This is a genomic window from Alteromonas sp. AWM4_230 (genome assembly GCF_056158305.1).
Window position 1 is genome coordinate 834,236 of the sequence record NZ_JBSWTB010000001.1, and the last position, 22,169, is coordinate 856,404.

Sequence of the window (22,169 nt, forward strand, 5' to 3'; positions counted from 1 at the left end):
ATTCACTAAGCCCTTCATTTAGCAATTAGCTTGTCCAAATATTAACTAATGTTAAGTGAGCTTTGCGGTAAAAAAGTACCGCAAAGTTCAACACACTTTCAGTTATCGTGTAGAATTGTGACCTAAGCATTTTGGGCATACGTAAACGTGCTCTGTCACCGAATAATTAACGAGTTCTACATGTTTTCATTTTTTGAAAAGCTGACCCAGCCTTTCCCCGATACACCGCCTACTCAACCACCAACAGGTATCATTGCATTTTGTAAGTACTACACCAAAGGCATGTGGGGCGTCATCCTTACAGTTTCGGTGCTTAGTGCGATTGTGGCCATGTTAGAAGTAGCGCTGTTTGGATTTCTAGGCCAGTTGGTTGACTGGTTCTCAGAGCAAAGCCGTGAAACCTTTTTAGAAGACCAAAAGTTCACGCTTATTGGCATGGGTTTAACGGTTCTCGTTTTTATTCCTTTGTTTATTTTGCTTCGCTCGCTGTTTTCTCGTCAGTCCTTGATGGGTAACTATCCCATGCGCATTAGGTGGCAGGCGCACCGCTATTTGCTTGGACAAAGTTTAACTTTTTTCCACGATGAATTTGCCGGACGTGTGGCCACCAAGGTAATGCAAACCGCATTATCGGTGCGAGAAACGGTAACTAAAGTGCTCGATTTGCTGGTGTACATCAGCGTTTATTTTATCTCCATGGTTGTGCTTATCTTCAGTACTGACTGGCGCTTAGCCATGCCGCTTATCGTGTGGTTTTTTGTGTATATCGGTATCTTGAAGGTGCTAGTACCAAAACTAAAAGAAGTCTCTCAAAAGCAAGCCGACGCGCGCTCATTAATGACTGGCCGTATTGTGGATAGTTACACCAATATCACCACAGTGAAGCTGTTTTCGCATAGTCGCCGTGAAGCTGATTACGCAAAAGAAAGCATGGATGGTTTTCTTAAAACGGTTTACCCGCAAATGCGTTTGGTTACCGTATTGGAATTTTGTGTGGAAATGGCTAATGCCATTCTTATCTTTACCATCGGTGCGCTGTCGGTGTATTTGTGGATGGAAAACATCGCGAGCCCCGGTGACATTGCTATTGCTATAAGCCTTTGCCTGCGACTAAACGGTATGTCGCACTGGGTAATGTGGGAAGTATCAGGCTTGTTTGAGAACTTAGGTACTGTGCAAGACGGCATGAATACCTTAGCGCAGCCAATTGCAGTAAAAGATAAGCCTAAGGCCAATGCACTTAAAGTAAATGGCGGCGGGATTAACTTCGACAACGTGAACTTTTCTTATGCTGGGGCCGATGAAAAACCTATTGATGTGTTTAAAAATTTAGATTTAGACATTAAGCCTGGTGAAAAAGTAGGGTTAGTGGGGCGCTCTGGTGCAGGTAAATCGACTTTAGTGAATCTATTAATGCGCTTTTACGATACCCAAAGTGGCCGAATTATCATTGATGGGCAAGATATTACCCAAGTGGGGCAGGAAACCCTACGAGCTAAAATCAGTATGGTAACGCAGGATACCTCGTTGATGCATCGCTCTGTACGCGACAATATTTTATACGGGCGTACGGATGCGACAGAAGAAGATATGGTAAGGGCGGCTAAGCAAGCCGAGGCGCACGATTTTATCCTTACACTTACCGATAGTTACGGTAGAACAGGCTACGACGCGCATGTAGGTGAGCGCGGTGTGAAGCTTTCAGGAGGGCAGCGTCAGCGTATCGCTATCGCCCGTGTATTGCTAAAAGACGCACCTGTACTGGTACTGGACGAGGCGACATCGGCACTAGATTCAGAAGTTGAAGCGGCCATTCAAGCCTGTCTGGATAAAGTGATGGAAGGTAAAACCGTGCTAGCCATTGCACATCGCCTATCTACCATTGCACAAATGGACAGGTTACTGGTTTTAGATAAAGGTAACATCGTAGAGCAGGGCACACATGCTGAGCTTATCGCTCAAAATGGTATTTATGCGAAGCTTTGGGCTCACCAAACCGGCGGATTTATTGGTGTTGAATAGGAAACTCGCGAAATAGTGTTCAATCGCAGAAGGGATGGATAAACCGCTTGTATCTTGAAAGTGGTTAAGTATAATACTCGTCCCTCCCTTGCGATACCGCACTTTCCTTAGAAAAGACGCACAACTCACAAGGGCAGTGTAAGTAAATTTTGTCTTTTAGACACCACAGGGGTGTAGTTCGAATTGGTAGAACAGCGGTCTCCAAAACCGATGGTTGGGGGTTCGAGTCCCTCCACCCCTGCCAAATTTACTTAAACTAAGAATTTTTAAATTGCGCATTAAATGAGTGCGTAAAACAACGACGCTGTAGTGCTAGGATCGTAACATGAGCGAAAAGACGGAAAATCAGTCCAATGCATTGGACATGTTTAAATGGGTAGTGGTTTTTGCACTACTTGCCGGTTTAGTAACCGCTAATACAATGTACGGTGAGATCTCGGTACTATACCGTGCTATCGCTATTGTTGTAGTAGTTGGTATAGCTGGTTTTATCGCGGCAACTACCGAAAAAGGTAGCACCTTCTTGAGCTTTGCTAAAGAGTCTCGCACAGAAGTTCGCAAGGTTGTGTGGCCTACTCGCCAAGAGGCGAACCAGACTACCCTTATCGTGCTTGCAGCGACGTTAATCATGGCACTAATTTTATGGGGACTAGACGGCATCATCGTTCGTGTAGTTGGCTTTATTACTGGAATAGGAGCATAAACGTATGTCTGAAGAAGAAGCAGTAAAGAAAAGATGGTACGTAGTACAAGCCTATTCGCAATATGAGTCTCGTGTAAAGAAGACCCTGCTTGAATACATCAAAATGCACAACATGGAAGACTACTTCGGTCAGGTACTAGTACCAACAGAAGAAGTTGTTGAGATGCGTGCGGGTCAGAAGCGTAAATCTGAGCGTAAGTTCTACCCGGGTTATGTATTGGTAGAAATGGCGATGACCGAAGAGTCATGGCACTTGGTGAAAAGCGTTCCTCGAGTATTGGGTTTCATCGGTGGTACATCTGACCGTCCTATGCCTATCACGCAAAAAGAAGCTGATGCTATCTTAAATCGTCTTGAAGAAAACGTTGATAAGCCAAGACCAAAGACCTTGTTCGAGCCAGGCGAAGTTATTCGTGTTACCGACGGTCCATTTGCAGACTTCAACGGTGTGGTAGAAGAAGTCGACTACGAAAAGAGCCGCGTAAAAGTATCCGTACTTATCTTCGGTCGTTCTACACCGGTAGACCTAGAATTTGGTCAGGTAGAAAAAGGTTAAGCCTTCTCTGCTAAGCACATTTAAAAAAGCCCCGTTTAACGGGGCTTTTTTGTAGGTAATTACTAGTTAAACGGCGTAGGCTTAAAAATACTGACCTTTCGATGGTTTTTTATTCTAATTAGCCCTTGCATAGTAATTAATCACCTTATATAATGCGCGCCCTTTTAAACGGAAACGGGAAGCCGATTGAGCAAATAATCTCTGTATTTGCGAGGCGTTAGACCCAAACAAGAGAGCATGTAAAATGGCTAAAAAAGTAAGCGGTATTATCAAGCTTCAGGTTGCAGCTGGCGCTGCTAACCCAAGTCCACCAGTTGGTCCTGCACTAGGTCAACACGGTGTAAACATCATGGAATTCTGTAAGGCTTTCAACGCGAAAACAGAAAGCCTTGAGAAAGGCGCTCCAGTACCAGTAGAAATTACTGTATACGAAGATCGCTCTTTCACATTCGAAACTAAGACTCCTCCTGCGTCTTACCTGCTTAAGAAAGCAGCGGGCATCAAGAGTGGTTCTGGCCGTCCTAACACTGAAAAAGTGGGTAAAGTTACTCGCGCTCAGTTGGAAGAGATTGCTAAAACTAAAGAGCCAGACCTTACTGCAGCTGATCTAGATGCAGCGGTACGCACTATCGCGGGTTCTGCTCGCTCAATGGGCTTGAACGTAGAGGACTAATCGAATGGCTAAATTAACTAAACGCGCTCGCGTAATCCGCGACAAAGTTGACTCTACTAAAGAGTACGAAATCAACGAAGCAGTAGCGCTTCTAAAAGAACTAGCAACTGCTAAGTTCGCAGAAAGCGTTGACGTATCTGTAAACCTTGGTATCGATGCGAAGAAATCTGACCAAAACGTTCGTGGTGCAACTGTACTACCTAACGGTACTGGTAAAGACGTTCGCGTTGCAGTATTCACTCAAGGTGCAAATGCTGAAGCAGCGAAAGAAGCTGGTGCAGACATCGTTGGTATGGATGACTTAGCTGAGCAAGTTAAGAAAGGCGAAATGAACTTTGACGTAGTAGTTGCTAGCCCAGACGCGATGCGTGTTGTTGGTCAACTAGGTCAAATCTTAGGTCCACGTGGCCTTATGCCTAACCCTAAAACTGGCACTGTAACGCCTGACGTTGCAACTGCAGTTAAGAACGCTAAAGCTGGTCAGGTACGCTACCGTAACGATAAGAACGGTATCATCCACGCTAGCATCGGTAAGATTGCGTTCGAAGCGAACCAAATTCAAGAAAACCTTGAAGCGCTACTTGAAGCACTGAAGAAAGCTAAGCCTTCTTCTGCTAAAGGTACATACATCAAGAAGATCAGCCTAAGCACTACAATGGGTGCTGGTGTTGCTCTTGATAAGGCTTCTGTAGGTCTTTAATTTCGCTGAGCTAACGCTCATCGAAATCTCTTAAAGGTTATGGGTTGGAGCTGTGACAATTAGCAGTGCTAATAAGCAGCTCCCGTCCTAGACCGCAGGTGCGGTGTGGTGAAAGAGGTAAGAGAACTTTCACAGTCAACACACTGCTTAATACAACAACCTGCGCAGACGGTGGTTTGACTCAGACTCTCTGGGGTAACAAACACCGTAGAGCGGTATCAACCATGAGGGTTGGTATCAATCTGTGAACCCTGACGGCGTAAGCGGGTAACCGTAAACAAAGTCAGATACAAAGAGGTGAACTCAGTGGCACTAGGTTTAGCAGCAAAAAAAGAGATCGTAGCAGAAGTTTCTGAAGTTGCGTCTCGCGCTCTATCCGTAGCCGTTGCTGAATACCGTGGGATGGAAGTTGCAGAACTGACTGACCTACGTGTTAAAGCTCGTGAGCAAGGCGTATACCTTAAGGTTGTACGTAACACTCTTGCAAAGCGTGCTCTAGCAGACAGTCAATTTGCAGACTTAGACAGCGCCCTAACTGGCCCGCTTATCTATGGTTTCTCTATCGACGCACCAGGCGGTGCGGCACGTCTTTTCAAAGACTTCGGTAAGACTAACGATAAGCTTAAAGTTACAGCACTATCTATTGGTAGCGGTCTTCTTGGTCCAGAGAAATTGGACGCAGTTGCAGCACTACCTACCCGCGACGAAGCGCTTGCGAAACTACTTGCAACCTTCAAAGCACCAGTTGGGAAATTCGTTCAAACAATCAACGAAGTTCCTGGCAAGTTTGTGCGCGTATTGGCGGCGGTCAAAGACACCAAGTAATTGGCGTTTTTGGCATATTGATTTTTTTAACATTTTATACCCAGGAGTTTAGAGAACATGGCTCTAACTAAAGAAGATATCTTAAACGCAATCGCTGAAATGCCGGTAATGGAACTGGTAGAACTAATTGAAGCGGCTGAAGAGAAATTCAACGTATCTGCTGCAGCTGCTGTTGCTGTTGCTGGTCCAGCTGCTGGCGGCGACGCTGCTGCTGCAGAAGAAAAGACTGAATTCGACGTTGTAATGACTTCATTCGGTGGCAACAAAGTTGCAGTTATCAAAGCAGTTCGCGGCGCGACTGGCCTAGGTCTTAAAGAAGCTAAAGAAGTAGTTGAGTCTGCTCCTAAAGCTATCAAAGAAGGCGTAAGCAAAGATGAAGCTGAAGCACTTAAGAAAGAGCTTGAAGAAGCTGGTGCAGAAGTAGAAATCAAGTAATCTGACCTAGTCAGATTATTGCCTGAGACGGCAAGGCTGGTGGTTTTTTGAACCACCAGCCTTTTTGCGCTGTATAGTGTGTAGAAACTAACCCTTGGTTACACTACTTAAAGCGCCATTCGGAAATACCCATAAAAAGCATAAAAATCCAACAAGTTAACTAATAATTGGTTAAATTTTGTTGTATGCTGGTGTATCTGCCCGAAAAAGGGTTGTGGAAGTTTGTTGCTTAGTGCGCCATTTGAAACGCAGCTTTTAGCCCATAGCACGCGTTTTAAAGCATTTTGCAGCAGGTTGGGTCATAAATCAGCAGGCTGAGGAACCCATGGTTTACTCTTATAGCGAAAAGAAACGTATCCGTAAGGATTTTGGCAAACGCCCACAGGTACTGGAAATTCCATACCTTCTTTCAATTCAGCTTGATTCTTTCAAAAAGTTTATTGAGACCGATCCGGAAGCTCAATACGGTTTGGAAGCAGCATTTCGTTCCGTTTTTCCAATTAAAAGCTACTCAGGTAGTTCAGAGCTTCAATATGTAAGCTACCGCCTGGGAGAGCCAGTTTTCGACGTTAAAGAATGTCAAATTCGTGGCGTAACTTTCTCTGCTCCGTTAAGAGTAAAACTACGGTTAGTGTTGTTCGATAAAGACGCTGCCCCAGGTACCGTAAAAGATATTAAAGAACAAGAAGTGTACATGGGCGAGATCCCATTGATGACTGAGAACGGTACGTTCGTTATCAATGGTACTGAGCGTGTTATCGTGTCACAGCTACACCGTTCACCTGGTGTATTCTTTGATCACGACAAAGGTAAAACCCACTCGTCAGGTAAAGTGCTTTATAACGCACGTGTAATTCCTTACCGTGGTTCGTGGTTAGACTTCGAGTTTGACCCGAAAGATAACCTGTTTGTACGTATTGACCGTCGTCGTAAATTGCCTGCAACCATCATCTTGCGCGCACTTGAAATGACGTCTGAAGAAATCCTTGATACTTTCTTCGACAAAGTTGGCATACGTATCAACAAAGACAAGTTGATGATGGAAGTGGTTCCAGATCGCCTTCGTGGTGAAACTGCTGCATTTGACATCATTGACGGTGAAGGTAACGTTGTTGTTGAAACTGGTCGTCGTATCTCAGCACGTCATACTCGTGCACTAGAGAAAGCAGGTCTTACTGAGCTAGAAGTTCCAGCTGATTACCTAATTGGCCGCGTTTACGCAGCTACTTACGTAAACGAAGATACTGGCGAAGTTATTGTAAGTGCGAACGAAGAACTTACCCTTGAGAACCTTGCGGCGCTAAGCCAAGCGGGTATCAAAGAGTTCGAAACGCTTTACATCAACGAACTTGACCACGGTTCATATATTTCAGATACGCTACGTATCGACTCTTCAACTAACCGCCTAGAAGCACTAGTTGAAATTTACCGTATGATGCGCCCTGGTGAGCCACCAACAAAAGACGCAGCTGAAACCTTGTTCGATAACTTGTTCTTCTCTGACGAACGTTACGACCTATCTTCTGTTGGCCGCATGAAGTTCAACCGCCGTCTAGGTCGTGAAGAACTTATCGGTTCAGGCACGCTAGATAAAGAAGACATTATTTCTGTAATGAAGCAGCTAATAATGATTCGTGACGGTAAAGACGAAGTAGATGATATCGATCACCTAGGTAACCGTCGTATCCGTTCTGTTGGTGAAATGGCAGAGAACCAATTCCGCGTTGGTCTTGTACGTGTAGAACGTGCAGTTAAAGAGCGCCTAAGCTTAGGCGATCTAGACAACGTAATGCCACAGGACCTAATTAACGCTAAGCCTATCTCGGCTGCTGTTAAAGAGTTCTTCGGTTCATCTCAGCTTTCTCAGTTCATGGACCAAAACAACCCGCTATCAGAAGTAACGCACAAGCGTCGTATTTCTGCCTTAGGCCCGGGTGGTCTTACACGTGAACGTGCAGGCTTCGAGGTTCGAGACGTACACCCGACTCACTATGGTCGTCTATGTCCAATCGAAACGCCGGAAGGCCCGAACATCGGTCTTATCAACTCATTGGCGAGCTTCGCGCGAACCAATGACTTCGGTTTCCTTGAAACACCTTTCCGTCGCATTGTTGACGGTGTGGTAACAGACGAAATCGATTACTTATCTGCAATTGAAGAAGGTCAATTCGCAATCGCTCAGGCTAACATTGCGCTGACTGAGAATGGCGAGTTGGTAGACGACCTAATTCCATGTCGTCACCGCGGTGAAACTACTTTGATGCCGACTGAAGACATCAAATACATGGACGTTTCACCACAGCAGATCGTTTCAATTGCTGCGAGCATTATTCCATTCCTAGAGCACGATGATGCAAACCGTGCACTTATGGGTGCGAACATGCAACGTCAGGCAGTACCTACACTACGCGCTGATAAGCCGCTAGTTGGTACCGGTATGGAAAGAACTATCGCGGTTGACTCAGGTGTTACTGTAGTTGCTAAGCGCGGTGGTGTGGTTGATTATGTTGATGCCAGCCGTATCGTAATTAAGGTAGATGAAGATGAAATGCTTCCAGGTGAAGCAGGTATCGATATCTACAACCTGACTAAATACACGCGTTCTAACCAGAACACTTGTATCAATCAGAAGCCTACCTGTAGCGTTGGCGACCCGATTGTTACTGGTGACGTGCTAGCTGACGGTCCTTCAACTGACCTAGGTGACCTTGCACTTGGTCAGAACATGCGTATCGCGTTCATGCCGTGGAATGGTTACAACTTCGAGGATTCAATCCTTATTTCTGAGCGTGTAGCACAGGAAGACCGTTTCACTACAATCCACATTCAAGAGCTTAGCTGTATCGCTCGTGATACTAAGCTTGGGCCAGAAGAGATTTCTTCTGATATCCCTAATGTGGGTGAATCTGCACTAAGCAAGCTTGATGAATCAGGTGTTGTTTACATTGGTGCGGAAGTAAAAGGCGGTGACATCCTAGTAGGTAAAGTAACACCTAAAGGTGAAACTCAGCTTACGCCAGAAGAGAAACTACTACGTGCAATCTTCGGTGAAAAAGCGTCTGACGTTAAAGATACGTCGCTACGTGTACCTAACTCTGTTCACGGTACGGTAATTGACGTTCAAGTATTTACCCGTGATGGTGTAGAGAAAGACAAGCGCGCGTTAGAAATCGAAGACATGCAGCTACGTCAGGTTAAGAAAGACCTTACTGATGAGTTCGAAATTCTTGCTGACGGTATCTTTGCCCGTGCGCAAACTGCACTTCTACGTGCTGGTGTTGACCAAGCTAAGCTTGACAGCCTACCGCGTGAAAAGTGGTTTGAAATTGCACTTAACAGCGAAGATGCACAGCTAGAGTTAGACCAAATCGCTGATCAACACGCTGAAATTAAAGCTGACTTCGATAAGAAGTTTGAAACTAAGCGTCGTAAGATCACACAAGGTGATGACCTAGCGCCTGGCGTACTTAAGATTGTTAAGGTTTACCTTGCAGTCAAGCGTCACATCCAACCGGGTGACAAGATGGCCGGACGTCACGGTAACAAAGGTGTTATCTCGACTATCCAGCCTGTAGAAGACATGCCATACGATGCTAACGGTACGCCGGTAGATATCGTTCTTAACCCACTAGGTGTACCGTCTCGTATGAACATCGGTCAGATCCTAGAAACTCACTTGGGTATGGCTGCACACGGTCTTGGTGTGAAGATTGACCGCATGATTAAAGAGCAGCGTGAGCTGGCTGAACTGCGTGAGTTCTTGAAGAAGGTGTACGAGCTTGGTGAAAATCACCAAGAAGTTGACATCGATAACTTCACAGACCACGAAGTGCGTCGCTTAGCAGAAAACCTTCGTAAGGGTGTTCCAATTGCAACGCCTGTATTCGACGGTGCTCGTGAATCAGAAATCAAAGAAATGCTGAAGCTTGCTGATATTCCAGAAAGCGGTCAGATTTCATTGTTCGACGGTCGTACCGGTCGCGAATTTGAGCGTCCAGTTACGGTTGGTTACATGTACATGCTGAAACTGAACCACTTAGTAGACGACAAGATGCACGCGCGTTCTACTGGTTCTTACAGCCTTGTTACACAGCAGCCTCTTGGTGGTAAAGCACAGTTTGGTGGTCAGCGCTTCGGTGAGATGGAAGTGTGGGCACTTGAAGCATACGGTGCAGCATATACCCTTCAGGAAATGCTTACTGTTAAGTCAGATGACGTTAATGGACGTACCAAGATGTACAAGAACATCGTCGATGGCGACCACAGAATGGAACCTGGCATGCCAGAATCATTCAACGTACTACTTAAAGAAATTCGCTCGTTGGGTATCAACATCGAGCTTGAAGAAAAGTAATACGGCAATCGCCGCGTAATGTTATGAGATGGCCCGGCGCTTGCGCCGGGTTCTAGAGACTGACTCCGCTGGGAGAGTAATGTGAAAGACTTATTAAAGTTTCTAAAGCAACAAAACAAGACCGAAGAATTCGATAATATTCGAATCGGTCTGTCTTCACCTGACATGATTCGTTCATGGTCATTCGGTGAAGTTAAAAAGCCTGAAACAATTAACTACCGTACGTTCAAGCCTGAGCGTGACGGTCTGTTCTGTGCGCGTATCTTTGGTCCGGTTAAAGACTATGAGTGTCTTTGCGGTAAGTACAAGCGCCTTAAGCACCGTGGTGTTATCTGTGAGAAGTGTGGCGTTGAAGTTACACTGACTAAAGTACGTCGTGAGCGTATGGGTCACATCGAGCTAGCTAGCCCGGTTGCACACATTTGGTTCCTTAAATCACTACCGTCTCGTATCGGCCTTATGCTTGATATGACACTTCGTGATATTGAACGTGTACTTTACTTTGAATCATACGTGGTTACAGAGCCAGGTATGACTACACTTGAGCGCAGCCAACTTCTTAACGAAGAAGAGTACTTGGATGCACTTGAAGAGCACGGTGACGAGTTTGAAGCGAAGATGGGTGCTGAAGCAGTATTCGATCTTCTAACAGTACTAGACGTAGACGCAGATGTTGCGGCTATGCGTGAAGAACTGCCTTCAATCAACTCTGAAACCAAGCGTAAGAAGATTACTAAGCGTCTTAAATTGCTTGAGTCATTCCAACAATCTGGCAACAAGCCAGAGTGGATGATCATGACGGTTCTTCCGGTACTTCCACCAGATTTACGTCCTCTAGTACCACTAGATGGCGGCCGTTTTGCAACGTCTGACCTTAACGACCTATACCGTCGTGTAATCAACCGTAACAACCGTCTTAAGCGTCTTCTAGACCTAGCTGCTCCAGACATTATCGTACGCAACGAAAAGCGTATGCTTCAAGAGTCTGTAGATGCGCTTCTAGATAACGGACGTCGTGGTCGTGCGATTACCGGTTCTAACAAGCGTCCACTTAAGTCGCTTGCAGACATGATTAAAGGTAAGCAAGGTCGTTTCCGTCAAAACCTTCTTGGTAAGCGTGTTGACTACTCAGGCCGTTCTGTAATTACCGTTGGTCCTACGCTACGTCTTCACCAGTGTGGTCTTCCTAAGAAGATGGCACTTGAGCTATTCAAGCCGTTTATCTACGGTAAGCTTGAAGGTCGTGGTCTTGCAACAACAATCAAAGCAGCTAAGAAGTTAGTAGAGCGCGAAGCACCAGAGGTTTGGGACGTACTAGACGACGTTATCCGCGAACACCCGGTACTACTTAACCGTGCACCTACACTTCACCGTTTGGGTATCCAAGCATTCGAACCTACACTAATCGAAGGTAAAGCGATTCAGCTTCACCCGCTAGTGTGTGCGGCTTACAACGCCGACTTCGATGGTGACCAAATGGCGGTACACGTACCGTTGACAATCGAAGCACAGCTAGAAGCACGTGCACTTATGATGTCAACGAACAACATCCTGTCACCAGCGAACGGTGAGCCAATCATCGTACCTTCACAGGACGTTGTATTAGGTCTTTATTACCTAACGCGTGATAAAGTAAACGGCTTAGGCGAAGGCATGGTATTCACCAGCCCGAATGAAGCAGAAAAAGCGTACCGTACAGGTAATGCTGAGCTTCACTCTCGCGTTAAAGTACGTATTACTGAATATGACATCGATGAAGATGGCAACAAAACTGAGAAAGTAACCCTAACTGACACTACTGTTGGTCGTGCGATTTTCTCATTGATCCTTCCAAAGGGTCTGCCATTTGAAATCATCAACCAAGCGATGGGCAAGAAGCAAATTTCAAAACTATTGAATGCTTGTTACCGTACGCTAGGTCTGAAAGACACAGTAATTGCTGCTGACCAAATCATGTATACCGGTTTCCACTACGCGATGATCGCGGGTGCGTCTGTTGGTATCGACGATATGGTTATCCCTGCTGCTAAGAAAGAAATTATCGACGCGGCGGAAGCAGAAGTTATTGAAATTCAGGAACAGTTCCAAAACGGTCTTGTTACCGCGGGTGAGCGTTACAACAAAGTTATCGATATCTGGTCAAATGCCAACGAAAAAGTTGCTAAGGCCATGATGGATAACCTTAAGACTGACATCGTAATTAACCGCGATGGCGAAGAAGAAGAGCAATCATCATTTAACTCAGTTTACATGATGGCCGACTCGGGTGCTCGTGGTAGTGCCGCTCAGATTCGTCAGCTAGCTGGTATGCGTGGTCTGATGGCTAAGCCAGATGGCTCAATCATCGAAACCCCAATTACGGCGAACTTCCGTGAAGGTCTGAACGTACTACAGTACTTCATCTCAACTCACGGTGCTCGTAAAGGTCTAGCGGATACCGCACTTAAGACAGCTAACTCGGGTTACCTAACACGTCGTCTAGTAGACGTTGCACAAGACTTGGTAATTACAAACGACGACTGTGGCACATTCGAAGGTGTTCAAATGACACCACTAATCGAAGGTGGTGACGTTGTTGAGCCGCTACGCGAGCGTGTACTAGGTCGTGTGGTAGCAGAAGACGTACTTAAGCCAGGTACTGACGAAGTACTAGTTGAGCGTAATGTTCTTCTAGACGAAGCGTTAGTAGACATGCTTGAAGCTAACTCAGTTGACCAAATCATGGTTCGCTCGGTAATCACTTGTGACAACGACTTCGGTGTTTGTGCTAAGTGTTACGGTCGTGACCTTGCACGTGGTCACATGGTGGGTAGCGGTGAATCGGTTGGTGTTATTGCAGCACAGTCAATCGGTGAACCAGGTACACAGCTTACCATGCGTACGTTCCACATCGGTGGTGCGGCATCAAGAGCATCTGCTGAGAACAGCGTACAAGTTAAGACAGCGGGTAGCCTTAAGCTACACAACGCGAAGTTCGTACGTAACTCTGAAGGTAAAGTGGTTATTGTTTCGCGTTCGACAGAGCTTACTGTTATCGACGAGCAAGGCCGTGAGAAAGAGCGCTATAAAGTACCTTACGGTGCTGTACTTAGCGTGGATGACGGTGCATCTATTGCAGCTGGCGACGTTGTTGCTAACTGGGATCCGCATAGTCACCCAATCATCACTGAACGTGCAGCTAAGATTAGCTTTGCAGACATTGATGACTCTAACACCGAAATGCAGCAAGACGAGCTTACTGGTCTAACCCGTATCGTTGTTAAAGACCTTGCGAAAGTTAACGCTAAAGAGCCTAAGCTAATTCTTGAGAGCGATGAGTTCGGTCTTCAGGAAATTCGTCTTCCAAGCTTTACCACGATTGAAGCGTCAGAAGGCAAAGTGGCTAACGAAGGTGACGTGCTAGCACGTATTCCTCAAGAAAGCTCGAAGACTCGTGATATCACCGGTGGTCTACCGCGCGTTGCGGACCTATTTGAAGCACGTAAGCCTAAAGAGCCTGCAATCCTTGCAGAAATCTCAGGTACTATCGGCTTCGGTAAAGAGACCAAAGGTAAGAAGCGTCTTGTAATCACACCTGCTGAAGGTGACGCATACGAAGAGATGATTCCTAAGTGGCGTCAGCTTAACGTGTTCGAAGGTGAGAAAGTGGAAAAAGGTGAAGTTATCGCCGATGGTCCAGAGTCTCCACACGATATCCTACGTCTACGTGGTATCTCAGCAGTAGCAAACTACATTGTGAACGAAGTTCAGGAAGTATACCGTCTACAGGGTGTTAAGATTAACGATAAGCACATCGAAGTAGTTATTCGTCAGATGCTACGTAAGTGTATTATCACTCACCCAGGCGATACGCAGTTCCTTGAAGGCGAACAGGTTGAAGTATCGAACGTTAAAGTGGCTAACCGTGAAATTGAAAAACACGGCAAGATCCCTGCGCAGTACGAAACACAGCTGCTTGGTATCACTAAAGCGTCACTGTCTACTGAGTCATTTATCTCGGCGGCATCGTTCCAAGAAACAACACGTGTTCTAACTGAAGCTGCGGTTCAAGGTAAAGAAGATGACCTACGCGGTCTGAAAGAAAACGTAATCGTTGGTCGACTTATTCCAGCGGGTACCGGTTTCGCTTACCACGAACGCCGTGCACAACGTCGCAAAGAGCAAATCGAAGAAATGTCAGTTTCTGCTGCTGAAGCAGAACAGGCACTAACCGAAGCGCTTAATGCAGGTGCAGATGAAGATACTGCCGAATAAGGCAAGATCATAGGAGTACGTTAACGTACTCCTAACAATTTGGCAGTGAAGTTGTACAGATTGCAGATAAATTAACTGCTTAAGCTTTGTACACCTTGACAGTCAGAGCGATGATCTTTAATATTCCGCGACCCGATTTTGGATAGCCATCAAATGGCTCGATAAACGGTCGCGGTTTTTCGTATCAGCGCTCAGTGAATATTGACGAGCACAATGTTCACAAACAAGCGCGATTAATAGATTAATCGCATTAATATGGACCCAATCGCAGTGATTGGGTTTTCGTAGTTTTTAATCAGGAGCTAGTTAATGGCAACAGTTAACCAGTTAGTGCGCAAGCCGCGTAGAAAGCCCGTTGAAAAAAGCAACGTAGCTGCTCTACAAGCTTGTCCACAAAGACGTGGTGTATGTACTCGTGTATATACTACTACGCCTAAGAAACCAAACTCTGCACTACGTAAAGTATGTCGTGTACGTCTAACTAACGGTTTTGAAGTTTCTTCATACATCGGTGGTGAAGGTCACAACCTACAAGAGCACAGTGTAGTACTTATCCGTGGTGGTCGTGTTAAAGATCTACCAGGTGTTCGTTATCACACAGTTCGCGGTACTCTTGACTGCGCAGGTGTAAACGATCGTAGACAAGCCCGTTCTAAGTACGGCGCGAAGAAGCCTAAGTCTTAACGGTTCTCCGTTAGTAAGGCCAAACTGAAGTTTAAGAGTTTTGGGTTTTCCCTGAATTCATACGGAGAATAGAAAATGCCAAGAAGAAGAGTCGTAGGTCAACGTAAAATCCTACCAGAGCCAAAATTTGGTTCACAACTGCTTGCGAAATTCATGAATGTCGTAATGCTCGACGGCAAAAAGTCAGTCGCTGAAAGAATCGTTTACGGTGCGCTTGATATTGTTGCTGAAAAAACCGGCAAAGCACACCTAGATATCTTCGAGGAAGCGCTTGATAACATCCGCCCAACAGTAGAGGTTAAGTCTCGTCGTGTTGGTGGTTCAACTTATCAGGTTCCAGTTGAAGTACGTCCAGTTCGTCGTAACGCGCTAGGTATGCGTTGGATGGTAGAAGCTGCACGTAAACGTGGCGAAAAGTCTATGGCACAACGCCTAGCTGCTGAAATGCTAGACGCAGCAGACAATAAAGGTTCAGCGGTTAAGAAACGTGAAGACGTTCACCGTATGGCCGAAGCAAACAAAGCGTTTGCTCACTACCGTTGGTAATCAACGTTATTTAACTGAGAGAGATTTATGCCTCGTAAGACCTCGATTGAGCGTTATCGCAATATTGGTATTGTGGCTCACGTGGACGCGGGTAAAACCACGACCACAGAGCGAGTCCTGTTTTATACAGGGCTGTCTCACAAAATCGGTGAAGTGCACGATGGTGCTGCTACCATGGACTGGATGGAGCAAGAGCAGGAGCGTGGTATTACTATCACGTCTGCTGCAACGACTTGTTTCTGGTCTGGTATGGAGCAACAGTTCGATCAGCACAGAATTAACATCATCGACACCCCTGGACACGTAGATTTTACTATTGAAGTAGAGCGTTCATTACGTGTACTAGACGGTGCAGTAGTTGTTTTCTGTGGGTCTTCTGGGGTAGAACCTCAATCAGAGACAGTCTGGCGACAGGCTGACAAATATGAAGTGCCACGCCTAGTGTTCGTTAATAAAATGGACCGGGCTGGCGCTGATTTTGAGCGCGTTGTGGGGCAAATCCGCAAGCGTTTAGGCGCAAACTGTGTTCCGATTCAAATCAACATGGGCGCTGAAGAGAATTTCCATGGCGTCATCGACCTTGTGAAGATGAAAGCCATCAACTGGAATGAAGACGACATGGGTATGACATTTACCTATGAAGACATTCCGGCTGAATATCTTGATACCGCTGAGCAGTACCGTACCGAGATGATCGAAGCGGCTGCAGAAGCGTCTGATGAGCTGATGGATAAGTATTTAGAAGGCGAAGAGCTGACTGAAGAAGAAATCCGTTTAGGCCTTCGTACGCGTACACTGAACAACGAAATTGTTCTTGCCACTTGTGGCAGTGCCTTCAAAAACAAAGGTGTTCAGGCAGTACTAGACTCTGTAATTCACTATCTACCGTCTCCAACTGAAGTTAAAGCCATTACAGGTGTGCTTGACGATAAAGACGAGACTGAAGCAGAGCGTCATTCAAGCGACGATGAGCCTTTCTCAGCACTAGCATTTAAAATAGCAACAGACCCATTTGTGGGTACGTTGACCTTTTTCCGCTGTTACTCAGGTGTAGTTAACACGGGCGATACTGTATATAACCCAGTAAAAGGTAAACGTGAGCGCTTCGGGCGTATCGTGCAAATGCACGCAAAAGACCGCGAAGAGCTTAAAGAAGTACGCGCAGGTGACATTGCCGCCGCTATCGGCCTTAAAGATGTTACCACTGGTGATACGCTTTGCGATCCTAATAACGTTATCACGTTAGAGCGTATGGAGTTCCCAGACCCTGTTATTTCAATAGCAGTAGAGCCTAAATCTCAGGCTGACCAAGAAAAAATGGGTATTGCCTTAGGCAAACTTGCGGCAGAAGATCCATCGTTTAAAGTTAAAACTGATGACGAGACGGGTCAGACAATTATCTCAGGTATGGGTGAACTTCACCTTGACATCATTGTCGACCGCATGAAGCGCGAATTTAAAGTTGAATGTAACGTAGGTAACCCACAGGTTGCTTATCGCGAAACCCTTCGTAAATCTGTTGAAGTGGAAGGGAAGTTCGTTCGTCAGTCAGGCGGTCGTGGCCAGTTTGGTCATGTATGGTTACGCATTGAGCCTCAGGAAGAAGGTTCAGGCTACGAATTTGTGAACGAAATCGTCGGTGGTGTTGTACCAAAAGAGTTCATTCCAGCGGTCGATAAAGGAATTCAGGAGCAGATGCGAAGTGGTGTTCTTGCAGGGTTCCCAGTACTAGATGTAAAGGTTACTTTGTTTGATGGTTCTTACCACGATGTTGACTCTTCTGAAATGGCGTTTAAGATCGCCGGCTCTATGGGTTTCAAAAAAGGCGCCGCAGAAGCAAATCCGGTGTTGCTTGAACCCACAATGAAAGTTGAAGTGACTACTCCAGAAGACTGGATGGGTGATGTAGTTGGTGACATTAACCGTCGCCGCGGCATGATCGAAGGTATGGAAGATGGCGTAGCAGGTGTTAAAATAATACGTGCAAAAGTGCCGCTTTCAGAAATGTTTGGCTACGCAACTGATTTGCGTTCACAAACACAAGGTCGTGCTTCATACTCAATGGAGTTCTTCAATTATTCTGAGGCGCCTAACAATGTGGCGCAGGCTATTATTGAATCTAGAATTTAATCTAAATGAAGGTTCGGTCCGGTCTATTGGTGGGTCGGACTTTTAACTTAGGAAACGAGAAAAATGGCAAAAGAAAAGTTTGAACGTACGAAACCCCACGTAAACGTGGGTACAATCGGCCACGTTGACCACGGTAAAACTACCCTTACTGCAGCTATCACTACAGTTCTTTCAAAGACTTACGGTGGTTCTGCTCAGGCTTTCGATCAAATCGATAACGCGCCTGAAGAGAAAGCTCGTGGTATCACCATCTCTACTTCACACGTAGAATATGACACTCCTACTCGTCACTACGCACACGTAGACTGCCCAGGACACGCTGATTACGTTAAAAACATGATCACTGGTGCTGCTCAGATGGACGGTGGTATCCTAGTAGTAGCTGCGACTGATGGCCCTATGCCTCAGACTCGTGAGCACATCCTACTTGGTCGTCAGGTTGGTATTCCTTACATCATCGTATTCATGAACAAGTGTGACATGGTTGATGATGAAGAGCTTCTAGAGCTAGTTGAAATGGAAGTTCGTGAACTTCTTAACGAATACGAATTCCCAGGTGATGACCTACCAGTTATCCAAGGTTCAGCTCTTAAAGCGCTTGAAGGCGACGCAGAGTGGGAAAAGAAAATCATCGAGCTTGGTGAAGCGCTTGATTCATACATCCCAGAGCCAGAGCGTGCAATCGACAAGCCGTTCATCCTTCCAATCGAAGACGTATTCTCAATCTCAGGCCGTGGTACTGTTGTAACAGGTCGTGTTGAGCAAGGTATCATCAAGGTTGGTGAAGAAGTAGAAATCGTAGGTATCAAAGACACTACTAAGACTACTTGTACTGGTGTTGAGATGTTCCGTAAGCTTCTTGACGAAGGCCGTGCAGGTGAGAACGTTGGTGTTCTTCTACGTGGTACTAAGCGTGATGAAGTTGAACGTGGTCAAGTACTAGCTAAGCCTGGTTCAATCACTCCACACGTTAACTTCGAAGCAGAAGTATACGTACTGTCTAAAGATGAGGGTGGCCGTCATACTCCATTCTTCAAAGGCTACCGTCCACAGTTCTACTTCCGTACAACTGACGTAACTGGTGCTGTAGAGCTTCCAGAAGGCGTAGAAATGGTAATGCCTGGTGACAACCTTAAATTTAAAGTTGAGCTAATTGCTCCGATCGCGATGGAAGAAGGTCTTCGTTTCGCAATCCGTGAAGGTGGTCGTACAGTAGGTGCTGGTGTTGTATCTAAGATCCTAGACTAATCTAGACTTAGCAACACAAGCCAAAAAAAGCGCACTTAGGTGCGCTTTTTTTATGCCTGCGATTTAGTTCGTGATTGTTGTGCCCTCTGAAACACGCCGTAAACCCATCCATGGGGGCTCCTACACCGCATCCCTGCGGTGTAGGGTTTCAGAGGGCACAACAATCACTTCCTTTTGATGCATAGCAAAAAGCTTGAAGAGGAGGGGAGTAATACGCCGTAAAGACATCCATGAGGGCTTCGCAGCAGCGTCCCTGCTGCGATCAGTTTTTGATGGGGCTTCACTCCCTCCTTAACCGGCATAGTCAATAGCTTGAGAGGAGGAAGGGGGATACGCCATAAAACCATCCTTGTTTTTATGTAAGAGCTTCGACATCGCACCCCTGCGGTGTCAGGTTTAGAGAGCGATTTACCTCTGAAATAGGCATAAAAAAGCCAGGACTATGCCTAGCTTTGATATTTAGGTCGGTAGCAAGAAGGGGGTTACATTTGCTCGACTTTGTAGCCTTTCGCTTTTAATAAGGCGATAACACTGTCATCGCCCACTAGGTGCCCCGCACCCACTAAAACAAACTCTTGGTCTTCATCGCCGAACATAGCTTCAATTTGAGGTAGCCAGTTTTGATTACGCTTGGTAAACACATCATCATAAGAGGTGGGAGATTCACGTTTGAAAGTGTCTACCACCAACTCGTCAATTTGATCAGTGTCACCGTTTCGCCATGCTTTAATAGTGCTTTGTAGCATGTCTTTTAGCTCTGGTAAGGTTTCTAACGTTTCAGAAATAAGGCGATCTTCTTCACCCGCGCCCATGTTCGCAAGCATGTTGATTTGAAAATCTAGTGATTCTAAGTATTCGCTTGCTTTACCATCGCGTGCTGCTAACTGCATGAAGTAGGCATCTACCCCTTGCCCAGCCATTTGAGAGCGTTGTGCTTCCATAGCAACTAGCATTGATGCAACCATGCCTGGCTTAAATCGAGCTAACTGATCAGCAGTAGCGCCGAATTTAGCTAAATAAGCATTGAGGGCCTGATAGGTTTCTTCTGACACATCATCTTTAAGCGACTTGCCTTCCGCGTAGGCGAGCCCTGCCATCATTTTCTGTTGGCCTTCAATGTCTGTGGGATCCGGCATTTTGACTTCGAATACTAGTGTGTCTGCCTGCTCATAGACGTCGGTAAATTCACTTGGCAGAGGGAATTCAGAGATAGGTAAAATATGGATAGTGCCACCTACATATACGGCATCTTCCCCATTGGATACTTTCCAAACTGACGTTTGGCTATCATCGTCGGCAATAACGGTTGTTACTGTAGATACAGCGAGTCCTAGTGAGAACAGTAGTTTGTGTATAGAAAAGCTTTTCATCTTCATCCCTAAGGTTATTTACTTATTAGCTAAAGCGTGCGATTTAGCATCCCTTCGCTTTCAAAAAAGTCGTAATCATTTTTACGGTAGTGAGTAAATTATAAGCTAGCATAGCAAAATGCAATCTAGATATAACCTGTACTTAGTACAGTTTTTTCAGACTACCTAGAAAAGGCTCATCTAGGTCTAGGCGAATGCTAGCAATTGAAGCCGCAAGTCAGACTAAGCTTTATATTTACGCGGATTGGTATTACAGCTTTGTTCACGTACATTAACTCTTATAGAAAGCTACACATTTACGTAAGGCGTTTATTCATTATGAAATTTACATACCTATTGATGTACGTACTTGCGTTGTTATTTACTCCTACTACATTAGCTACTACAAGCCCTATGCAAAATAATAAGCCACCATTACCCCAAGCAGCCAGTGAGGCGCTGATAGAAAGCATTTCAGCATTTCCCCACTTCACCAAAGAAGAAGTAATAGCGAGTACGCCTCGTACCATTGAAGAATGGAGAAACTATGTTCACGCTAGAAATAGCGAGCAAAAGAAAAAAATCAAAAAGATGAAAAAAGAGCTTAACGTGGATGTTGAGCTTATTAAATTAAATGATGTGGTAGTGCGCAAGTTGACACCTAAAACGATTACACCTGAATTTAAAGACAAGGTTTATCTTGATATTCATGGTGGAGCGTTTGTGCTTTTTGGCGGTTTGCCGAGCATCGAAGAAGGGCTGCTCGTCGCTGAAAGGTTAGGTATTGTGGTGTATAGCGTTGACTATAGGATGCCACCAACGTTTCCTTTTCCCGCTGCACTGAATGACGTAGTTGCAGTTTACAATGCTTTACACGACCAAGTTGGTGAGGGAAATATATTTGTGGGAGGGACATCGGCTGGAGGTGGTCTAGTGCTTTCACTAGTCCAGTCTCTTATAAACAGTAAAAGTCCTTTACCCAAAGGAGTGTATGCAGGCACGCCTTGGGCCGACCTTACCAAAACCAGCGACAGCCTTTCTACAAATGAGAGTATAGACGGTGTGTTGGTGACCTACGATGGGACACTTGAAGCAGCCGCCAAACTATATGCTGGCAAAAGAGCACTAACAGACCCTGCAATATCGCCACTTTACGGATCATTTGAAGCATTCCCACCAACTCTACTGGTGACAGGGACGCGAGACATGTTTTTAAGCGACACCGCACGAGTCAGTCGTGCAATACGCGATAGCGGAGGTGTTGCGCAGATAGAAATCTTTGAAGGGCTATCCCACGCCGAATATTTGATTTTTTATAAAACCCCAGAGTCGGAGACCACTTACAGGTCGATGAAATCCTTTTTTCTCTCTGCTATTTAATCAGCTTAGCGCGCATAACGCTATGTATGCGCGCTAAAATTACCACGATTCAGAGTCTACAAGCCACCTTTATTCAACGACAAAGAATGCCATATGAGCTTGCTCTTATAACTAAACAAATCCAACTATCTAATTCTTATTAACAAGCTTTAAAGCTATACAAGCCAAGATTTCTGAAGTTAGTCGTCCCAAGCCAGATTCTTGTAGTAGGGCGGTGCTGGGAGGTTTTCTAAAATTTTATTTAGCAGTGTTTTGAGCATATTTGTCGGTTTTATGTAAAGAAATTAAAAAGCCTTTAAATATTAATTAA

General features: G+C 45.5%; 15 protein-coding genes and 1 tRNA gene. 15 read left to right on the plus strand and 1 reads right to left on the minus strand.

All coding sequences use genetic code 11. The features are described from left to right. Positions 1-180 precede the first annotated feature (180 nt). The 14 genes from ACXACS_RS03600 to tuf all read left to right on the plus strand — a co-directional run bounded on the left by ACXACS_RS03600 (position 181) and on the right by tuf (position 19,130). Positions 181-2,022, plus strand: coding sequence for an ABC transporter ATP-binding protein (locus ACXACS_RS03600; RefSeq protein WP_269919007.1), 1,842 nt, complete (start codon positions 181-183; stop codon positions 2,020-2,022). Positions 2,023-2,189: 167 nt separating this feature from the next. Next, positions 2,190-2,266 (plus strand) — tRNA-Trp (locus ACXACS_RS03605). 81 nt (positions 2,267-2,347) lie between these two features. Then, positions 2,348-2,725, plus strand: coding sequence for a preprotein translocase subunit SecE (secE, locus tag ACXACS_RS03610; protein WP_014951045.1), 378 nt, complete (start codon positions 2,348-2,350; stop codon positions 2,723-2,725). A gap of 4 nt (positions 2,726-2,729) precedes the next feature. Then, positions 2,730-3,281 (plus strand): transcription termination/antitermination protein NusG, encoded by a 552-nt coding sequence (gene nusG, locus ACXACS_RS03615; RefSeq protein WP_179984807.1) that lies wholly within the window; start codon positions 2,730-2,732, stop codon positions 3,279-3,281. Between the two features lie 244 nt (positions 3,282-3,525). Continuing rightward, a complete protein-coding gene (gene rplK, locus ACXACS_RS03620; protein ID WP_014951043.1) occupies positions 3,526-3,954 on the plus strand; it encodes a 50S ribosomal protein L11 in 429 nt (142 codons plus the stop codon). Between the two features lie 4 nt (positions 3,955-3,958). Next, positions 3,959-4,654, plus strand: coding sequence for a 50S ribosomal protein L1 (gene rplA, locus ACXACS_RS03625; protein ID WP_014980521.1), 696 nt, complete (start codon positions 3,959-3,961; stop codon positions 4,652-4,654). A 306-nt stretch (positions 4,655-4,960) separates the two neighbouring features. Further along, entirely contained in the window at positions 4,961-5,479 is a 519-nt protein-coding gene (gene rplJ, locus ACXACS_RS03630; RefSeq protein ID WP_014951041.1) for a 50S ribosomal protein L10, read from the plus strand. Between the two features lie 57 nt (positions 5,480-5,536). Further along, on the plus strand, positions 5,537-5,914 hold the full coding sequence (gene rplL, locus ACXACS_RS03635) for a 50S ribosomal protein L7/L12 (RefSeq protein WP_015068303.1): 378 nt from the start codon (positions 5,537-5,539) through the stop codon (positions 5,912-5,914). A 325-nt stretch (positions 5,915-6,239) separates the two neighbouring features. After that, a complete protein-coding gene (rpoB, locus tag ACXACS_RS03640; RefSeq protein WP_474804194.1) occupies positions 6,240-10,268 on the plus strand; it encodes a DNA-directed RNA polymerase subunit beta in 4,029 nt (1,342 codons plus the stop codon). A gap of 81 nt (positions 10,269-10,349) precedes the next feature. Beyond that, a complete protein-coding gene (gene rpoC / locus ACXACS_RS03645) occupies positions 10,350-14,522 on the plus strand; it encodes a DNA-directed RNA polymerase subunit beta' (protein ID WP_179984806.1) in 4,173 nt (1,390 codons plus the stop codon). A gap of 309 nt (positions 14,523-14,831) precedes the next feature. Continuing rightward, entirely contained in the window at positions 14,832-15,206 is a 375-nt protein-coding gene (gene rpsL, locus ACXACS_RS03650; RefSeq protein WP_025257518.1) for a 30S ribosomal protein S12, read from the plus strand. 75 nt (positions 15,207-15,281) lie between these two features. Then, positions 15,282-15,752: a 30S ribosomal protein S7 gene (rpsG, locus tag ACXACS_RS03655; protein WP_014980519.1), complete on the plus strand. Its 471-nt coding sequence runs from the start codon at positions 15,282-15,284 to the stop codon at positions 15,750-15,752. A gap of 27 nt (positions 15,753-15,779) precedes the next feature. Further along, positions 15,780-17,882, plus strand: a complete 2,103-nt coding sequence (gene fusA / locus ACXACS_RS03660; protein ID WP_474804199.1) for an elongation factor G — start codon at positions 15,780-15,782, stop codon at positions 17,880-17,882. Between the two features lie 63 nt (positions 17,883-17,945). After that, positions 17,946-19,130, plus strand: coding sequence for an elongation factor Tu (gene tuf, locus ACXACS_RS03665; protein WP_012519826.1), 1,185 nt, complete (start codon positions 17,946-17,948; stop codon positions 19,128-19,130). Between the two features lie 482 nt (positions 19,131-19,612). Here the strand turns inward: tuf and ACXACS_RS03670 are convergent, their stop codons facing one another. After that, positions 19,613-20,500 (minus strand): TraB/GumN family protein, encoded by an 888-nt coding sequence (locus ACXACS_RS03670; protein WP_474804202.1) that lies wholly within the window; start codon positions 20,498-20,500, stop codon positions 19,613-19,615. A 318-nt stretch (positions 20,501-20,818) separates the two neighbouring features. On the opposite strand from ACXACS_RS03670, the gene ACXACS_RS03675 reads away from it, so the two are divergent. Continuing rightward, positions 20,819-21,859 carry an alpha/beta hydrolase gene (locus ACXACS_RS03675; RefSeq protein WP_474804205.1) on the plus strand — a complete coding sequence of 347 codons (1,041 nt, stop codon included), beginning with the start codon at positions 20,819-20,821 and terminating at the stop codon, positions 21,857-21,859. Positions 21,860-22,169: the final 310 nt, after the last annotated feature.